This is a genomic window from Olleya aquimaris (assembly GCF_003259525.1).
In the GTDB taxonomy this organism is placed as follows: domain Bacteria; phylum Bacteroidota; class Bacteroidia; order Flavobacteriales; family Flavobacteriaceae; genus Olleya; species Olleya aquimaris.
This window is the reverse complement of the sequence record NZ_QLLO01000005.1, coordinates 56,678-75,121: the sequence shown is the minus strand read 5'-3', so window position 1 is coordinate 75,121 and position 18,444 is coordinate 56,678. Positions and strand designations below refer to the sequence as shown.

Annotated in this window: 15 protein-coding genes; 5 read left to right on the top strand and 10 right to left on the bottom strand. The window is 32.4% G+C overall.

All coding sequences use genetic code 11. The annotated features are described in order from the left end of the window. Positions 1 to 116: 116 nt before the first annotated feature. Positions 117 to 1,457, top strand: coding sequence for an aspartyl protease family protein (locus LY08_RS08225; RefSeq protein WP_111659976.1), 1,341 nt, complete (start codon positions 117 to 119; stop codon positions 1,455 to 1,457). 50 nt (positions 1,458 to 1,507) lie between these two features. On the opposite strand, the gene LY08_RS08220 is transcribed toward LY08_RS08225, so the two are convergent. Next, the gene (locus LY08_RS08220) at positions 1,508 to 1,942 is read right to left on the bottom strand and encodes a DUF1573 domain-containing protein (protein ID WP_111659975.1); all 435 of its coding nucleotides are present in this window, start codon (positions 1,940 to 1,942) and stop codon (positions 1,508 to 1,510) included. 185 nt (positions 1,943 to 2,127) lie between these two features. On the opposite strand from LY08_RS08220, the gene LY08_RS08215 reads away from it, so the two are divergent. Continuing rightward, positions 2,128 to 4,782, top strand: a complete 2,655-nt coding sequence (locus LY08_RS08215; protein WP_111659974.1) for a valine--tRNA ligase — start codon at positions 2,128 to 2,130, stop codon at positions 4,780 to 4,782. A 6-nt stretch (positions 4,783 to 4,788) separates the two neighbouring features. Continuing rightward, positions 4,789 to 5,595, top strand: coding sequence for a DNA/RNA non-specific endonuclease (locus LY08_RS08210; RefSeq protein ID WP_111659973.1), 807 nt, complete (start codon positions 4,789 to 4,791; stop codon positions 5,593 to 5,595). Between the two features lie 58 nt (positions 5,596 to 5,653). On the opposite strand, the gene LY08_RS08205 is transcribed toward LY08_RS08210, so the two are convergent. From LY08_RS08205 to gcvP, 4 genes are all read right to left on the bottom strand, one after another. After that, a complete protein-coding gene (locus LY08_RS08205; RefSeq protein WP_111659972.1) occupies positions 5,654 to 6,502 on the bottom strand; it encodes a glycosyltransferase in 849 nt (282 codons plus the stop codon). Between the two features lie 3 nt (positions 6,503 to 6,505). Further along, positions 6,506 to 7,036, bottom strand: a complete 531-nt coding sequence (locus tag LY08_RS08200; protein ID WP_111659971.1) for a class I SAM-dependent methyltransferase — start codon at positions 7,034 to 7,036, stop codon at positions 6,506 to 6,508. A 23-nt stretch (positions 7,037 to 7,059) separates the two neighbouring features. Further along, the gene (locus LY08_RS08195) at positions 7,060 to 8,118 is read right to left on the bottom strand and encodes a 3-oxoacyl-ACP synthase III family protein (RefSeq protein WP_111659970.1); all 1,059 of its coding nucleotides are present in this window, start codon (positions 8,116 to 8,118) and stop codon (positions 7,060 to 7,062) included. Positions 8,119 to 8,218: 100 nt separating this feature from the next. Next, the gene (gcvP, locus tag LY08_RS08190) at positions 8,219 to 11,068 is read right to left on the bottom strand and encodes an aminomethyl-transferring glycine dehydrogenase (protein ID WP_111659969.1); all 2,850 of its coding nucleotides are present in this window, start codon (positions 11,066 to 11,068) and stop codon (positions 8,219 to 8,221) included. A gap of 165 nt (positions 11,069 to 11,233) precedes the next feature. Here gcvP and LY08_RS08185 point away from each other — a divergent pair, with 165 nt between their 5' ends. After that, a complete protein-coding gene (locus LY08_RS08185; protein WP_111659968.1) occupies positions 11,234 to 12,061 on the top strand; it encodes a UbiA prenyltransferase family protein in 828 nt (275 codons plus the stop codon). Here LY08_RS08185 and LY08_RS08180 read toward each other — a convergent pair. From LY08_RS08180 to LY08_RS08160, 5 genes are all read right to left on the bottom strand, one after another. Beyond that, entirely contained in the window at positions 12,044 to 12,298 is a 255-nt protein-coding gene (locus LY08_RS08180) for a hypothetical protein (protein ID WP_211305923.1), read from the bottom strand. The genes LY08_RS08185 and LY08_RS08180 overlap by 18 nt on opposite strands. A 2-nt stretch (positions 12,299 to 12,300) precedes the next feature. Beyond that, positions 12,301 to 12,855 (bottom strand): sigma-70 family RNA polymerase sigma factor, encoded by a 555-nt coding sequence (locus LY08_RS08175; protein ID WP_111659967.1) that lies wholly within the window; start codon positions 12,853 to 12,855, stop codon positions 12,301 to 12,303. 58 nt (positions 12,856 to 12,913) lie between these two features. Continuing rightward, positions 12,914 to 14,944: a M3 family metallopeptidase gene (locus LY08_RS08170; RefSeq protein WP_111659966.1), complete on the bottom strand. Its 2,031-nt coding sequence runs from the start codon at positions 14,942 to 14,944 to the stop codon at positions 12,914 to 12,916. 554 nt (positions 14,945 to 15,498) lie between these two features. After that, positions 15,499 to 15,981 (bottom strand): 5-(carboxyamino)imidazole ribonucleotide mutase, encoded by a 483-nt coding sequence (purE, locus tag LY08_RS08165; RefSeq protein ID WP_111659965.1) that lies wholly within the window; start codon positions 15,979 to 15,981, stop codon positions 15,499 to 15,501. 1 nt (position 15,982) lies between these two features. After that, complete coding sequence (locus tag LY08_RS08160) at positions 15,983 to 17,137, bottom strand: 5-(carboxyamino)imidazole ribonucleotide synthase (protein ID WP_111659964.1); 1,155 nt, start codon at positions 17,135 to 17,137, stop codon at positions 15,983 to 15,985. A 120-nt stretch (positions 17,138 to 17,257) separates the two neighbouring features. Here LY08_RS08160 and LY08_RS08155 point away from each other — a divergent pair, with 120 nt between their 5' ends. Next, complete coding sequence (locus LY08_RS08155) at positions 17,258 to 18,373, top strand: adenylate kinase (protein WP_111659963.1); 1,116 nt, start codon at positions 17,258 to 17,260, stop codon at positions 18,371 to 18,373. Positions 18,374 to 18,444: the final 71 nt, after the last annotated feature.

Here is an 18,444-nt window from a genome sequence, read left to right as displayed (position 1 = left end):
TTAGGGTACAAATTTGCAAAAAATAATTGTAAAGTTTCTTTAAAAATTACCTTTTAAGAATGGTAAAACCTAAAAGATTTGTAAATTGATAACAGACATCATTTTTATAAGTATGAATGCGTTTACTTAAATTAAGTTTCTTTCTATTCTTAATCTGTTGCTTTTTCTCTAAAGCACAAAGTATTTATGTGTTAGATAAAGGTGTTACCTCTCAAAAAATTCGTTTTGAGCTAGTCAATAATGTTATAATTATTCCAGTTGAAATTAATGGGTTACCACTTAAATTTCTTTTAGATACAGGTGTTAGTAAGCCAATAGTTTTTAATTTTTTAAAAGCATCAGACTCTTTAAAAGTATTACATGCAGAAAAAATAAAATTAAAAGGCTTAGGTGATGGAGATTATATTGATGCATTACGATCCAGTCATAACACATTTAAAATTGGAAATGCTGTAAATACAGATCAAACATTTTTTGCAATTTTTGATCCAAGTGTCAATTTTGCGCCTAAATTAGGAATTGCTATAGATGGAATTATTGGTTATGATTTGTTTAAAGATTTTATAGTTGAAATTAATTATTCTAACAGATTTATTAGACTACACAAACCAGATAAATATAGCTATAAAGACTGCAAAAAATGCGAAACTTTTAATCTAGAATTTAATAACAACAAACCCTATGTTAATGCAGAAGTATTAACTGATGGTCATGAGATTTCTGTAAAAATGTTAATAGATACAGGAAGTAGTGATGCCATTTGGTTATTTGAGGATGCTGAAAAAAATTTAACGCTCTCTAAAAATTATTTTTACGATTTTTTAGGTTCTGGTTTAAGCGGTAATGTATATGGTAAACGCACCAAAATAGACGCTTTAAAACTAAAACGATTTATGTTAGAAAATCCAAAAGCAGCTTTTCCAGACTCTGTCACAATAGCTTCAGTTAAAAAATTTAAAGATAGAGATGGTACCTTGGGAGGAGAAATCTTAAAACGATTTAATAGTATTATAGACTATACAAATTCTAAACTTACCTTAAAACCTAATCATTTTTTTAATAAAAAATTCAGCTATAATAAAAGTGGTTTGCAGGTCGAGCATGATGGCGTTAGGTTAGTTATGGAAATTGATATGTCCAATAATGTCGCCACTATAAATCAAAATAAAGCCACTTCAGAATTAGAAGTTAAAAGTGTTATTGCTAATGCTTACAAGTATACTATAAAGCCTTCTTATGTTATTTATAATATCATTAAAGATTCTCCTGCAGATTTAGCAGGTCTTCAAAAGGGAGACATTATTTATAGAATTAATGGAAATGGTACTCAGGATATGACTTTAAAGAATTTAGTAGGACATTTTTACCAAAAAGAAGGAACCAAAATTAAATTACTAGTGGATAGAAATGGGAAAACCATGAAATTTGAATTTTTATTACAATCTCCTATCAAATAAAAAAGCCGAAAACTGTTAGTTTTCGGCTTTTAGTATAAGTAGTTGTGGTGTTAACTTTTTTTAGTTTCCATCACACTTTTAGACTTTTTCTCTAAGACACTAGTTTTTGAAGGGTCAATAACTTCTCCTTTAATCTTTAATGAAACTGTTGGTGTGTCTGCGTTAGATAAAACAGTAATAGTTTTTCTAATAGGCATCACACGATTAGTGTCGTATTTTACCTCAATTTCTCCTGTTTCTCCTGGCATAATTGGTGCTTCAGGCTTTTTTGGCACTGTACAACCACAGCTAGAACTAACTTTAGATATAATTAAAGGTGCGTCTCCAGTATTAGTAAATACAAATGTTCTAACACCATCAGCGCCTTTTTCAATAACTCCGTAATCTATCGTTGTTTCTTTAAACTCAATTTTAGCTACTTTTTCTTGAGCATTTACAGATAGACTAATCAATCCGATAAATAATATTGTAAATAATTTTTTCATTTTATATCTATTTTAATGGTTCGTAAATTTAATTACTTTTTATTCCTCCTGCAAAATTATTAGATGTAATGCACTCTTGCAAATACTTATAACATATTTAACTGTACATTATTCATCTATAAAATTTCACAAAAACAGAAATATAAGTACTTTTGTAAACTATATTTCAAAAACTATTCCAAAGTATGCAAATTCCATCTAAATATGATGCGCAACAAGTAGAAAACAAGTGGTATGACTACTGGATGACACACAACTATTTTCATTCAGAGCCAGACCACAGAGAGCCTTACACCATTGTTATTCCGCCACCAAACGTAACAGGAGTCTTGCATATGGGACACATGTTAAACAATACCATACAAGATGTATTAATACGTCGTGCACGATTGCAAGGTAAAAATGCGTGTTGGGTTCCAGGAACAGACCATGCCTCTATTGCTACAGAAGCTAAGGTTGTTGCTAAATTAAAAGAGCAAGGTATAGATAAAAATGATCTGACACGAGACCAGTTTTTAGCACACGCATGGGAATGGACAGAAGAATATGGAGGCGTAATCCTTGAGCAATTAAAAAAATTAGGCTGTTCTTGCGATTGGGACCGAACAAAATTTACAATGGATGACGATATGTCAGAAGCTGTAATTAAGGTGTTTATCGATTTATATGAAAAAGGATTGATATACAGAGGTTACCGCATGGTAAATTGGGATCCTGAAGCTAAAACCACGTTATCTGACGAAGAAGTTATCCATGAAGAACGTCAAGGAAACCTTTATTATATAAATTATAAAATTGAAGGTATTGAGGATGTGCTAACTATTGCAACCACACGTCCTGAAACTATTTTTGGTGATACAGCTATTTGTATTAATCCAGAAGATGAGCGCTTTGCTCACTTACGTGGAAAAAAGGCAATTGTACCTATTTGCAATCGAGTGATTCCAATCATAGAAGATGATTATGTTGATGTCGAATTTGGTACAGGTTGTTTAAAAGTAACACCTGCTCATGATGAAAATGATAAAGTTTTAGGTGATAGACACAAACTTGACGTAATTGATATTTTTAATGAAGATGCTAGCTTAAATAGCTACGGATTACAGTTTGAAGGTCAAGATCGCTTTGTGGCTAGAAAAAATGTTTCTAAAGAGCTAGAAGCTATAGGTGCATTGGTTAAAACCGAAACACACATTAATAAAGTGGGTACATCAGAACGTACTAAAGCAGTTATCGAACCAAGATTAAGCGACCAATGGTTCTTAAAAATGGAAGAATTGGTTAAACCAGCAATAGAAGCTGTTTTAGGCGACGATTCAGAAATTAAATTGTTTCCTAAGAAGTTCGAGAACACCTATCGTCATTGGATGGAAAATATCAGAGATTGGAATATCTCACGTCAATTACTTTGGGGGCAACAAATTCCTGCCTACTATTATGGAGATGGGAAAGAGGATTTTGTAGTTGCAGAAAATATTGAGGAAGCTGTTGTTAAAGCAAATAAGAAACTTAATGTCACTTCGAGCGCAGTCGAGAAGTCTCTAACAAAAGAAGATTTGCGTCAGGATACTGACGCTTTAGATACATGGTTCTCTTCTTGGTTATGGCCTATGTCTGTGTTTGATGGTATACGTAATCCAGAAAACAAAGACATAAAATACTATTATCCAACAAACGACCTAGTAACTGGTCCAGACATTTTATTCTTTTGGGTAGCACGTATGATTATTGCAGGTTACGAATATAAAAATGAAAGACCTTTTAATAATGTATACTTAACTGGGTTAGTTCGCGATAAGCAACGCAGAAAAATGAGTAAATCTTTAGGGAACTCACCAGATGCGTTAAAATTAATAGAAGATTATAGTGCAGATGGAGTACGTGTTGGATTACTGTTAAGTAGTGCTGCTGGTAACGATTTAATGTTTGACGAAGCCTTATGTCAACAAGGAAAAGGGTTTGGAAACAAAATATGGAATGCCTTTAAATTAACCAACCTTTGGGAAGTTAGTGAAACGATCGAGCAACCTAATTCTAGTAAAATAGCAATAGATTGGTACGAAGCTAAGTTTAATACGGTATTGGTAGAAATAGAAGATCACTTTAGTAAATACAGGTTGAGTGATGCGTTAATGGCTATTTATAAATTAATTTATGACGATTTTTGTGGATGGTTACTCGAAATTGTAAAACCAGCCTATCAACAACCTATTGATGCAACAACATATAATAAAGTGATGGCCATTTTTGAGGATAACTTAAAAATACTACATCCATTTATGCCATTCTTAACAGAAGATATATGGCAATATATTTCTGAAAGAACTCCAGAAGACGCCTTGATTATTGCTAAATGGCCAGAAGTAAAGCCAATTAATAAAGACTTAATCACGCAGTTTGAATTTGCTTCAGAAGTTATTTCTGGTATCAGAACCGTTAGAAAAGAAAAAAACATAGCGTTTAAAGATGCTATAGGATTTTCTGTTATAAATAATGAAAATACAACAACTACATTTGATACCATTATAGCAAAACTAGGTAACCTTGAAGCTATTGATTACGTTAATGAACCTGTGGAAGGCGCATTGACGTTTAGAGTAAAATCTAACGAGTATTTTATACCTATGGATGGTGCAATTGATGTGGAAGCAGAAATTAAAAAACTCACCGAAGAGTTAAATTATACTGAAGGCTTCTTAAAATCAGTACAAAAAAAGCTGTCTAACGAGCGTTTTGTGGCTGGTGCACCAGAACAAGTTGTAGCTTCCGAAAAGAAGAAGGAGGCAGACGCTTTGGCTAAGATTGAAACTTTAAAATCTAGTTTAGAGAGTTTAAAGTAAATCAAAATGTCAAACAAAACAAAGTATTCTATACTTACTGCAGTTGTAATAATTGGGACCTATCTAATTAAAGACTATTTAATTGAAAAAGAAAAAATAGAGGTAGTTGCTGGTGGTACAACTGTAAAAGTAAATACCAACGAATACTTTTTGCCAACTAGTACCACAGGTCAAATTGTGCACCATGAAGGTTATAGTTTAAGTTATAGCGAACCTCATGAGCAAGCAGAATGGGTGGCTTATGAGCTTAAAAAATCTCATTTAAGTAACGCTAATTTTAAGCGTCCTTATTTTGAAATAGATGAAGCAGTAAAAACAGGTGCAGCACATTGGCGTAATTACAAACAATCAGGTTATGATCGTGGACATTTATGTCCTGCAGGTGACAGAAAATATAGTCAAGCAGCGCATGACGAAACGTTTTTAACTAGTAATATCTCTCCTCAAAAACACGAATTTAATGCAGGAATATGGAATAGGCTAGAACAAAAAACACGCTATTGGGCAAGTAAGTATGATGGTGTATTTGTGATTTCTGGAGGTGTTTTAAAAGGGAATTTAAAAACAATAGGAGAAGAAAAAGTAGCAGTACCAAACCAGTTTTATAAAGTGTTAATAGATAACAATACTGGTAAAACTAAAATGATTGCTTTTTTGATGGATTATCAAGATTCTGAATTGCCACTTTACAAATTTGTGACTTCTGTAGATACTATTGAAAGATTAACAGGAATAGATTTTTTCTCAGAATTAGATGATGCAATTGAAAATAAATTGGAAGCCTCAAGCGACTACAAAAACTGGAGTTTTTAATAACCTAATTTAGGTTTTATGTCATTCCGAACGAGGAACAAGGAGGAATCTAATTGTTTTAAAATAATTTCTCTTTAATACCTTTCCAACGCAAACGTCTAATAAATCTACCTTCCTCAACAGTTACAACTTGTTTAGGTTTGTTTAAAACAGCTTTATAATAACCAATAACATAATCTTTAAAATACCTAAAGCTGTTCTTTTTTAAACCCAATTTAATAGCAGTAATTAGTGTCAATATAAAACCATATCGCATTTTATACATGGCTTCGCCTTGTAAGTATTTAGCAGATTTGTTATAACTGATGCCAGTTGGTTTAAGATGCTTGACATGTAAAGACTCATCCAACACAATGTCCCAATTATTATATTTAGCAAGTAGCTCGTCCACAGTATCCCAACCCATCGACTTTTTTAATTGGCCAATAGCCTCAAAACAGTCTTTTCTATAAGCTTTTAAAGCACCTCTAATATGGTCTTTACTGGTAATATCCTCTAAAACCCATTGGTTATTTTTTTGAATGTAGCAGTAACCAGCAACCATCCCAATGTTTTTATTGGTATTAAAATGAAAAGCTAACGTTTCTAAATACTGTTTTGGAAAAATTAAGTCTGCATCAAATTTACAAATCACATCGTAGTCGTTTTTTAAAACACCGAAACCTTTGTAAAAAGCATTAATTATTTTGGTGCCAGGTAAGTGTTTATTTGAAGACGTAACATTAACTAATTTTATAAAATCAAATTTTTGCTGAAAGTCTTCTACGATATTTTGAGTATTATCTGTAGAATTATCATTAACCACAACAATCTCATAAGGGAGTAACGTTTGATCCACTAAAGATTGTAAGGTTAATCCTAAGGAAGAAGCTTCGTTATGTGCAGGTATGATAATTGAGAATCTCATAAATTATTTATTTGAAATTCTTTCCGCATAAACAATAAAATACCTTGGTGTAAACCATCTTAGAAGAGGTCTAACTCCCAGTTTTTTTACTGGGTTAGTCCATTGTTGTTTATCAATAATTTTCCAACCTGTTTTTTCAAGTAACCATTCTAATTGCCAATCTTCAAACTCGTGGTAATGTCTATCCCATTTATCGGATTTACTTCTGTAAGCTGAAGCAAACCATAATTTAAGCGGAACACTAATTACTAATTTATTTGCTTGTATACTTTGTAAAACGGTAAAAGGGGAGAGGAGGTGTTCAAAAATTTCAAAAGCAGTAACAACAGTTGCATCAGAATTTTTTATAGTTGAGGTATCCACATCTAAATCTTCACCATTAGTGTTTTCAACAGTATACCCTTGATTTTTCATAATTTTAGAAAAAGGGTTATCTACTCCTAAATCTAAAATAGATTCAGATTTTGAGATATGTTTTTCTAAAAACTGATAAGTGAGTTTAAATCTTTTATGCGGAAATGTTTGTTCGTACATCTTAGTCTTTCCGCGTAAGCGGATTAGTATTTATAAACTATAGCGTTAATGTGCATTCCTCCACCAACGCTAGCAAATATAATAACATCTCCTTTTTCTATGTGCTGATTCTCTAATTTATTATTTCTAATTAAATCAAACAATGTAGGGACTGTTGCTACAGAGCTATTACCCAATTTATGAATACTCATTGGCATAACACCTTCTGGTTCTGGAGTTTTATATAAACGATAAAAACGTTTTATAATGGCTTCATCCATTTTTTCGTTGGCTTGATGGATCAATATTTTTTTAACATCTTTGATGTCAACACCACTACTGTCCAAGCACTCTTTCATGGCTAATGGTACATTATTTAACGCAAACTCGTAGATTTTACGACCATGCATTTTAATATATCTTGTGTCTTTTTCTAAGTCTTGATTATTAGATTTTCCGAAGAATAAATAATAGGCTTCATCAAAGGTGAAACTTGCAGTATTGTGAGCTAAAATACCACCTTCTTCGTCTGTTGCTTCTACAATAGTTGCTCCAGCACCATCACTGTAAATCATACTATCTCTATCGTGTTTATCAACAACTCTAGATAAGGTTTCACTACCAATTACTAAGCATCTTTTGGCCATTCCAGCTTTAATAAATGCCTGAGCTTGTATAACACCTTCCACCCAACCAGGACAACCAAATAAGATATCATAAGCAACACATTTAGGGTTTTTTATGCGTAAACTGTGTTTTACTCTAGACGCTAAACATGGTAACACATCGGTTTGTATAGTATCTGATTTTACATCACCAAAGTTGTGTGCACAAATAATATAATCTATAGTTTCAGGATCGATTTTGGCATCTTCAATAGCTTTTTGAGCAGCTAAAAAACCTAAATCAGATGAGGTTAATTGCTTATCTGCATAACGACGTTCACTAATTCCTGTAATTGCTTTAAACTTCTCAACAATAACTTCATTTGGATGATTTATAGTGCTTCCGTCCGCATTTAAAAATTCATGACTGTAAAAGTCTTCATTCTTTTCGATTCCCTTTGGTATATAGCTTCCTGTTCCTGTAATCTTGATATTCATAAAAAAAGAAATTGCCTTTAATTTGTTTACTTTGCTAAGATAAGCAGTAAAAAATTAAAGGCAATTTGTATTGATAAAAAAATACGATGTTCAGATTGTTTTATGCTTCCATATATTCCTCAATAGGAGCACAAGTACATATTAGGTTTCTGTCTCCAAAAGCATCATCTACACGACGTACAGAAGGCCAAAACTTGTTGTCAGCAACATAGTCTAATGGATAGGCTGCTTTTTCTCTAGAATAAGGTAGTAACCATTCGTCTGATGTTAACATTGCTAAAGTATGTGGTGCATTTTTTAATGGATTATTATCGTCATCTTTTGTTGCTGCATCAATTTCTTTTCTAATAGAAATCATAGCATCACAAAAACGATCCATTTCTGCTTTACTTTCGCTTTCAGTAGGTTCAATCATCATTGTTCCTGCTACTGGAAAAGAAACAGTTGGTGCATGAAAACCATAATCCATTAATCGTTTTGCGATATCTACTACTTCAATCCCATGGGCTTTAAATGGACGACAATCTATAATCATTTCATGTGCTGCACGACCACGTTCTCCAGAGTATAGCGTTTCAAATGCACCTTGTAATCTGTGCTTGATGTAATTGGCATTTAAAATGGCGATTTCAGTCGATTTTTTTAAACCTTCTGCACCAAGCATTTTAATATATCCATAAGAAATTAAGCAAGCTAATGCGCTTCCAAAAGGAGCTGCAGAGATTGCTGTAATTGCTTTTTCGCCTCCAGTTTTAACAATTGGATTGCCTGGTAAAAATGGAACTAGTTGTTTAGCGACACATATTGGGCCTACTCCAGGACCACCTCCTCCATGAGGAATGGCAAAGGTTTTATGTAAATTTAAATGGCAAACATCTGCACCAATATTTCCTGGATTGGTTAACCCTACTTGAGCATTCATATTGGCACCATCCATATACACTTGTCCACCACAATCGTGAATGATTTGTGTAATTTCTTTTATAGACGCTTCATATACACCATGCGTTGATGGATATGTTACCATTAAAGCAGATAAATTCTCTTTGTGTAATTCTGCTTTTTCACGTAAATCGTCTACATCAATATTTCCTTCTTCTGTAGATTTTGTCACCACCACTTTCATACCAGCCATAACTGCACTAGCTGGATTAGTACCATGAGCAGAACTAGGTATTAAACAAATGTTTCTGTGATGGTCTCCTCTAGATTCGTGATACGCTTTTATCACCATTAGTCCTGCAAACTCACCTTGTGCTCCAGAATTTGGCTGTAAAGAGGTTGCTGCAAAACCTGTTATTTCGGTTAATTGGTCTTCTAGTTCTTTTAATATTTGAGCATATCCTCTAGCTTGTTTTAAAGGAGCAAAAGGATGAATGTTTCCCCATTTAAACCAACTTAATGGCAACATTTCTGCTGCAGCATTAAGTTTCATGGTACATGATCCAAGAGAAATCATAGAGTGGTTTAACGATAAATCTTTACGCTCTAGTTTTTTAATGTAACGCATCAATTCAGTTTCAGAATGATGGGTATTAAAGACGTCAAGAGTTAAAAAGTCTGTTGTTCTTTCTAAGGTTTTATCTATAGCAGTGTCTTCAGTAATAGACGTAATTGTTTGTGCTTCTTTATTGGCAACTTCAGCAAAAATAGAAATGATATAATTTAAATCTCTAACAGAAGTAGTTTCATTTAAAGCAATAGTTACGGTTTCAGCGTCTGGATAGAAAAAGTTTACTTTTTTCTGTTTAGCAACCTTTTTTATTGTTTTAGCATCAGTTTTGATTTGTAACGTATCAAAATATGAGGTGTTAATTTGTTTAAACCCTAATTGTTCCAATGCTTTTGCTAGTGTAGTTGCGCAATTATGTACTTTGTCTGCTATGTTTTGTAATCCTTTTGGACCATGATACACTGCATACATACCAGCCATAACAGCCAGTAAAACCTGAGCTGTACAGATATTAGAAGTTGCTTTATCGCGTTTGATGTGTTGCTCTCGCGTTTGTAAAGCCATACGTAACGCTCTGTTCCCATTTGCATCTTTAGTTACACCAATAATACGACCTGGAATATCACGTTTGTAAGCTTCTTTAGTTGCAAAATAAGCTGCATGTGGTCCACCATAACCCATTGGTATTCCAAAGCGTTGTGTAGTACCAACAACTACATCTGCACCAAATTTACCTGGCGCTTCTAATTTTACTAAGCTTAAAATATCTGCTGCTACTGCTACTTTAATATTGTTACTATTAGCTTTCTCTATAAAAGATTTGATATCTGTAACTTGACCGTTTTTTCCTGGATATTGAAGGATAGCTCCAAAAAATTCAGTTGAAAAATCAAAGGTTTCTTCATTACCAATGACTAATTCAATGCCTATTGGATTAGCTCTAGTTTGTAATAAAGATAGTGTTTGTGGTAAAATGTTTTCTGAAACAAAAAACTTATTGATTCCTGCTTTTTTCTGGTCTCGCTCTCTAACTGCAAATAGCAAACTTAAGGCTTCTGCTGCAGCTGTGCTTTCGTCTAACAAAGATGCATTTGCTAACTCCATACCTGTTAGGTCTGTTACCATGGTTTGAAAGTTTAGAAGTGCCTCTAAACGTCCTTGAGCTATCTCTGCTTGGTAAGGTGTATAAGCTGTGTACCAACCTGGGTTTTCTAAAATGTTACGTTGTATAACTGCAGGTAATATGGTTGGATGATAACCTAAACCAATATAAGTTTTATAGACTTTATTTTTTTTAGCGACATCATTTAAGTAAACCAAGTACTCTTGTTCACTCATAGCTTCGTCTAAATCTAAGTCTTTTTTTAATCTAATATCATCTGGAATAGTTTCGTAGATTAATTGCTCTATACTATCTGCTCCAATGGTTTTAAGCATTTGTTTTTGGTCGTCTTCTCTTGGACCAATGTGTCGTAATGCGAAAGCGTTTGTATTCATTTAAAATGTGGTGTTAGTTTTTTAATTTAAATATTAAAAAACATGAATTAAAGTGGCTTTTTTAATGATTGCAAAATTAACGAAAACTAATAGTAATATTTTGTTAAAAATTGAAAGTTTTCAACGAAACGACTGCTTTATTAACAGATTAATTATTTTTGTTTAATGAAGGTTATTAAACAGCTTTTAGATTTTTATATAAATAGCAGTATTCACGTTGCTTTAGCTGTCTATGCATTAAGTTGGATTACTTTAAAAAAGTTCAACATTAATTACGATGAAAACATATTGTATTTTAATTTTTATGCAACTATAACTGGCTACAATTTTGTGAAGTATTTTGGAATAGCTAAATGGCACCATCGTAGTTTAGCAAAGTGGTTAAAGATTATACAAGTATTTTCATTGCTATGCTTTGTGTTAATGTGTTACTACGCTTCTACATTACAATTGAAAACACTTTTAGTTATTGCAGGATTTGGCGTAATTACCTTTTTGTATGCTATACCCTTTTTACCTAAAAATTGGTATCTAGATACGCAGCAAAACCTAAGGGATATTAGTGGTTTAAAAGTATATGTTATTGCTTTGGTGTGGAGTGGAGTAACAGTTGCGTTACCTTTAATAAATAATGAGGTGCTTATTCATGCAGATGCTGTTTTAACACTATTGCAAAATTTTACACTAGTCATTATACTAATGTTACCTTTTGAGATTAGAGATTTGCGTTATGACAGTTTGAAATTGGCAACAATTCCTCAAAAAATAGGAGTGAAGCATACTAAATCTTTAGGCTTAATCTTATTATTAATTTTTTATTTAATTGAGTTTTTTAAAGACGAAACCCAAACCAATTATCTAATAGTACAATTAGTAGTTTGTGTTGTTTTAGCACTTTTTTTGATGTTTTCTAATCAAAAAAGAAGCGCTTATTTTACAACGTTTTGGGTTGAAGCTGTCCCTGTTTTTTGGCTGTTATTGATGATTTTGTAGCTCTTTATTAAAAGAAGATTTTAATTGTTCTTTTTCACTAGAAGTTAAGGTGCTAGTCTTGATTTTATCTATTAATAATGTCAATTTAGAATTAGTAATGGTGTGCTGTTTACACACTTTACAAATAAATAGATGGCACTTAAATTTAATTTTTTCCCAAGTAGAAGCTTCTTGGTATTGTGCTTTATCGCAGATATGTCTTGATTCCTCACAAGACATCATAAATTTACTCATCATAATTAAAACCAGTTTTTTTCTAAACAACTTGCCATAGCTACACGTGCTCTGTGAATGATTACCCAAAGATTAGACGCTGTAATTTCTAATTCATTACAAATTGTTTCTGTTTCATAATTTAAAATGGTTTTCATTTCAAATATTTTTGCTTGTTTTTTGGGGAGTTTTGACAAACATTCATTTATAGCATCAGCTAACTCTGTGTTTTCTATTTGGTCTTCTGCAGTTTTATCAAAAGGATCTGCAACGCGTTGTTCTAACCAATCGCCTTCTGTTTCAGAATCACTGTTGTAAGACATTCTAACTTCGGCTTTTCCTTTGTTAGAATTAGTTTTACGGTAGTGATCAATAATTTTTCGTTTTAATATAGACACTAACCATGTGCGTTCGCTTGCTTCTCCTTTAAAATTTTTCATGCTATTTAAACCAGCTAAAAAAGTTTCGGAGATTAGATCTTGTGCTTTTGCTCTGTCATTTACACGCGTAATCGTGTAATTAAAGAGGTAGTCGCTATACAAATCTATCCATTGGTTTGGATTAATTTTATGGTTGGGCATACCTATTTGTGTTTTTCTTTTTCACTATAAAAATAGTAAAATAGAATTAATACATGATTTACTTAATTAATCCAGCACGTTTTAGCAACGCTTCTGGTTTAGGTTCTTGACCTCTAAAACGCTTGTAAAGTTCCATTGGGTTGTCTGTTCCACCTTGTGATAAGACATGGTCTTTAAATTTTGACGCTACTGTTTTGTTAAAAATACCCTGTTCTTTAAAATATTCAAACGCATCTGCATCTAAGACTTCTGCCCATTTATAGCTGTAATATCCAGACGAATAACCACCCTGAAAGATATGTGCAAAAGCAGTACTCATACAGTTTTCTTTAACTTCAGGATAAAGACGTGTATTTTTAAACGCTTCTGTTTCATGAGCCTTAACGTCTTTTATATTTGTCGGATTAGTACCATGCCAACTCATATCTAAAAGTCCAAAACTAATTTGACGTAAGGTTTGCATACCTTCATGGAAGCTTGCGCTTTCTTTTATTTTTTCTACTAATTCCATTGGTATTACTTCATTAGTTTTATAGTGTTTTGCAAATAACTCTAACGCTTCTTTCTCATAACACCAATTTTCTAACACTTGACTTGGTAACTCAACAAAATCCCAATAGACACTAGTTCCGGACAAACTAGGATAGGTTGTATTGGCAAGCATCCCATGAAGTGCATGTCCAAACTCATGAAACAAAGTGGTTACCTCATTAAAGGTTAATAAAGACGGTTTGCTTTTTGTGGGTTTAGTAAAGTTACAGACTATAGATACGTGTGGACGTTCTTCAATTCCATCTTTAATGTATTGTGGTTTAAAGGAGGTCATCCAAGCACCATTACGTTTTCCTGGTCTTGGAAAAAAGTCTGCATAGAATATAGAAACAAGTTTATTATTGTCGTCTAAAACCTGATAAGTCATGACATCTTCATGATATTTATCAATCGTGTCAATGCTTTTAAACTGAAGTCCAAATAATTTGTTGGCCACTTGAAAAGCACCATCAATTACTTTTTCTAGCTGAAAATAAGGTTTTAATTTTTCGTCATCTAAATTGAATAACTTTTGCTTCAATTTTTCAGAATAGTAAGCCGAATCCCATTTCTCTAATTGCTCGATACCATCTAGTTTTTTAGCAAAATTTTGAAGAGTTGCAAACTCGCGTTCTGCTGCTGGTTTTGCTTTTTCCAATAACTCATTTAAAAACGAGGTAACCTTTTCTGGTGTTTCTGCCATACGCTCTTCCAGAACAAAATGAGCATGTGTTTTATACCCTAACAATTGGGCTCTTTGAAATCTTAGATTTGCTATTTGTAATACGTTGTCTTGATTGTCTAATGTATCGTTATTAAATCCTTTACTTCCAAATGCTAATGCTAATTTTTTACGTAATGCTCTATTATCTGCATAGGTCATAAAAGGTATATAACTAGGATAGTCTAAGGTGATTAACCAACCTTCTTTGTTTTTAGATTCAGCTAATTGTTTTGCAGCTTCTATAGCGCCTTCAGGTAATCCAGACAAGTCAGCTTCGTCTGTTATTAGCATTTCAAAATTATTGGTTTCAGCCAAAATATTTTCGCCAAACTTTAATTTTAAAGTGGCTAATTGCTTATCTATTTCTCTTAGTTGTTGTTTTTTATTATCTGGTAAGTAAGCACCATTTCTGGTGAAACTTTTGTATTTTTTTTCTAATAACGTGTTTTGTTCTGTGTTTAAATTAAACATGTTTTTATTGTCATAAACATGTTTAACACGTTTAAATAAACCTTCATTTAAGGTGATATCATTACCAAATTCGGTTAGAATAGGAGAGACTTCTTGAGCAATTTTTTGTAAGTCATCATTAGTTTCTGCAGAATTTAAATTAAAAAAAATGCTTGTCACTCGATCCAATTGTTGTCCAGAAAACTCTAAAGCTTCGATGGTGTTTTTAAATGTTGGAGGCTCAGAATTACAAACTATAGTGTCAATTTCTATTTTAGTTTGTTTAATAAGTTCTAAAATAGCAGGCTTAAAGTCTTCATTTTTAATAGATTGAAAAGGTGCTGTGTTAAATTCTGTAGTAAAATTCTTAAATAGTGGGTTCATTATAACGTTATAGTAATTTTTTGGTGTTAAAATTAGCATTTTAATTGCATATTAATTATTTAAATGATTATTTTTGTGGTGATTTTTTCCCGTGAGTTGGTTACTCACTTAAAAATTATTGATTAATAGCGATAAAAAGCCTCAGAATTTTCTGAGGCTTTTTTTGTATTTAATATTGCTTTTAATCGAAAATACTTTGCACTTTATCTAATATTCAAATTATTCGACAGTTACAGATATAGTTTTATTTTAAAAGTAACGTTTTTGCAACTGTTTTTTTGATGTGAGTATAGTACTCATATAATAGAACAATAATAGCGATGGAAGCCTCAAACTTTGGTTTGGGGCTTTTTTCGTTACTAATTATGTATTTTGTCGATTTTTTATGCTTTTTGTCGAATTAAAATATTTTCCATTCTTTAAAAAACCAAAATAAATATCTAATTAAGAAATTTGTATCAGTTTTTTTGATGTGAGAATACCTCATATATAGAAAGATTAATAGCGATTGAAAGCCTCAACTGTGTTGGGGCTTTCTTAATTTATAATAATTACTATTTTAAATCTTTTGCAGCAGCTTCAACTTTAAGTTTTAAGCCTTCTTTGTACGCTAAAATTTTGTCTAAAACACAGGTGTCTGATGTGCCTATAATTTGAGCAGCTAAAATGCCAGCATTTTTTGCTCCGTTTAATGCAACCGTAGCAACTGGTACACCTCCAGGCATTTGTAATATTGATAATACAGAGTCCCAACCATCAATAGAATTACTACTTTTTACAGGTACACCTATTACTGGAAGTGGGCTTAATGATGCTACCATTCCTGGTAAATGAGCTGCACCACCAGCACCAGCAACAATAACTTTAATATCGCGTTTATGTGCGTTTTTACTAAAGTCGAATAATTTTTCTGGAGTACGATGTGCAGATACAATATCAACTTCTACTTCAATATCAAAACCTTTTAAAATATCTATAGCGTCTTGCATGACTGGCATGTCGCTAATACTTCCCATGATTACTGCTACTTTACTCATTTTATTGACTTATTACTTTAATACTATTTTTTACCTCTTCAGCAATTTGTCTTGCTGTATCTAAATTTTCATTCACTATAGTGACATGTCCCATTTTTCTAAATGGACGTGTTTCCTTTTTACCATAAATATGTGGTGTTACACCTTCCATTGCCATTATGGTTTCTATGTTTTCATATTTAACTGGACCTGTATGATTTTCTGCACCTACAAGATTTACCATAATTCCGCCAACTTTATTTTGGGTGTTTCCTAAGGGTAACCCTAAAATGGCTCTAATGTGTTGTTCAAATTGAGAGGTGTAACTTGCTTCAATAGTTTGATGACCAGAATTATGTGGTCTAGGAGCAACTTCGTTTATTAAAATTTGGTCGTCTTCCGTTTGAAATAATTCTACTGCTAACAACCCAATATGATTGTATGCTTCAGATGTTTTTAAAGCTACTTCTTGTGCTTTTTTAGCCACTTCTGGACTAATTCTAGCAGGACAAATGACATATTCTACTTGATTGGCTTCAGGGTGAAATTCCATTTCGACAACAGGATAAGTTTTGGTTTCTCCTCTACTGCTTCTAGCCACTATGACTGCTAACTCATTTTTAAAAGGAATAAGTTGTTCTGCAATACATTCGCCTTTAGGCAAATCGTTTAAATCAGATAGTTGTCTAACTATTTTTACACCATTACCATCATAACCAAATTGTGCAGCTTTCCAAACAAAAGGTAAGCTTAAACCACCATTATCAATAGCGTCTTCAATTTCGGATAAATATGCAAATCTGCTAAAAGGAGCAGTCGGTAAATTGTGGTCTAAATAAAATAATTTTTGTGTGGCTTTGTTTTGAATACCACGTAAAGTTTTAGCAGATGGATAAACTTTTACTCCTTCTTTTTCAAGTTTTTCAAGTGCTTGCACATTGACGTTTTCAATTTCTATGGTTAAAACATCTACTTGTTTTCCAAAATTATACACCGTATCAAAATCCATTAAATCGCCTTTAACAAATTTGTTACATGCCAATCGGCTTGGAGCTTCGTTACTATTGTCTAAGACGCAGGTGTAAATATCAAATTTTCTGGTATTATATAGTAGCATTTTACCTAATTGGCCACCACCAAGTATACCTAATTTAAAATCAGAAGAAAAATAATTCATTAGTCACAAAACTTGTTAGCAACAAAAATACATTTTAAAACCAAAATAGCACCTAAAAATCGAATTCAAATATCTAATAAGCGCTTGTAATTGGTTATATTTGCGCTTTAAAATTATCAAATGCAAACTATTACGCTTCACGACAAACAATTTAAGCCATTTATTTCTGAAGAAGAGATTGATGCTGCTGTGTCCAAAATGGCTGATCAAGTAGCAAAAGATTTAGGAGATGAAGTACCTGTTTTTGTAGGTATTTTAAATGGATCTTTTATGTTAGTAAGCGATTTTGTAAAAAAGTATCCTAAGCCATGTGAAGTTACTTTTATCAAATTAGCGTCTTATGAAGGTGTTAAATCTACAGAAGATATCCAACGCTTAATTGGATTAACACAAGACTTAAGTGGACGTACAGTTGTGATTCTTGAAGATATTATAGATACAGGAAACACATTACATGAGGTGCATCGTATTTTTAAAAATGAAAACGTAAAACAGCTACTTATAGCAACTTTGTTTTACAAGCCAGAAGCTTATAAAAAAGATTTTAAATTACATTATGTTGGTATAGAAATCCCAAATAAATTTATTGTTGGTTATGGATTAGACTACGATGGATTAGGACGAGATTTACCAGCAGTTTATCAATTAAAAACAACACAACACATGACTAATTTAGTGCTATTTGGACCTCCAGGTGCAGGTAAAGGAACGCAAGCTAATTTTTTAAAGGAAAAGTACGATTTAGTACATATCTCTACAGGAGATGTTTTTAGATATAATATTAAAAACGAAACTGCTTTAGGTACGCTTGCTAAATCTTACATGGATAAAGGACATTTAGTACCAGATCAAGTAACTATAGACATGTTGGAAGCAGAAGTAGAACGAAATACTGGAGCAAAAGGATTTATATTTGATGGTTTTCCAAGAAATGAAACTCAAGCTAAAGCACTAGATAAAATTATGGATGCTAAAGACTCACAAATTAATGCTATGATAGCATTAGAAGTTGAAGATGAAGTGTTAGTACAACGATTATTAGAAAGAGGAAAAACTAGTGGTAGAAAGGACGATTCTGACGAAGCTATTATTAGAAACAGAATCCAAGTTTACTACAACGAAACCGCTATATTAAAAGACTATTATGCTGCACAAAACAAGTATTATGGTGTAGATGGTATTGGTAGTATAGAAGAGATAACAAAACGCTTACATAAAGTAATAGATACACTATAAATCATAATTTGTTTAAGTTATAAAGCTACGGTGACTACTTTTAACTTTTAACTTTTTAACTTTTAACTTAA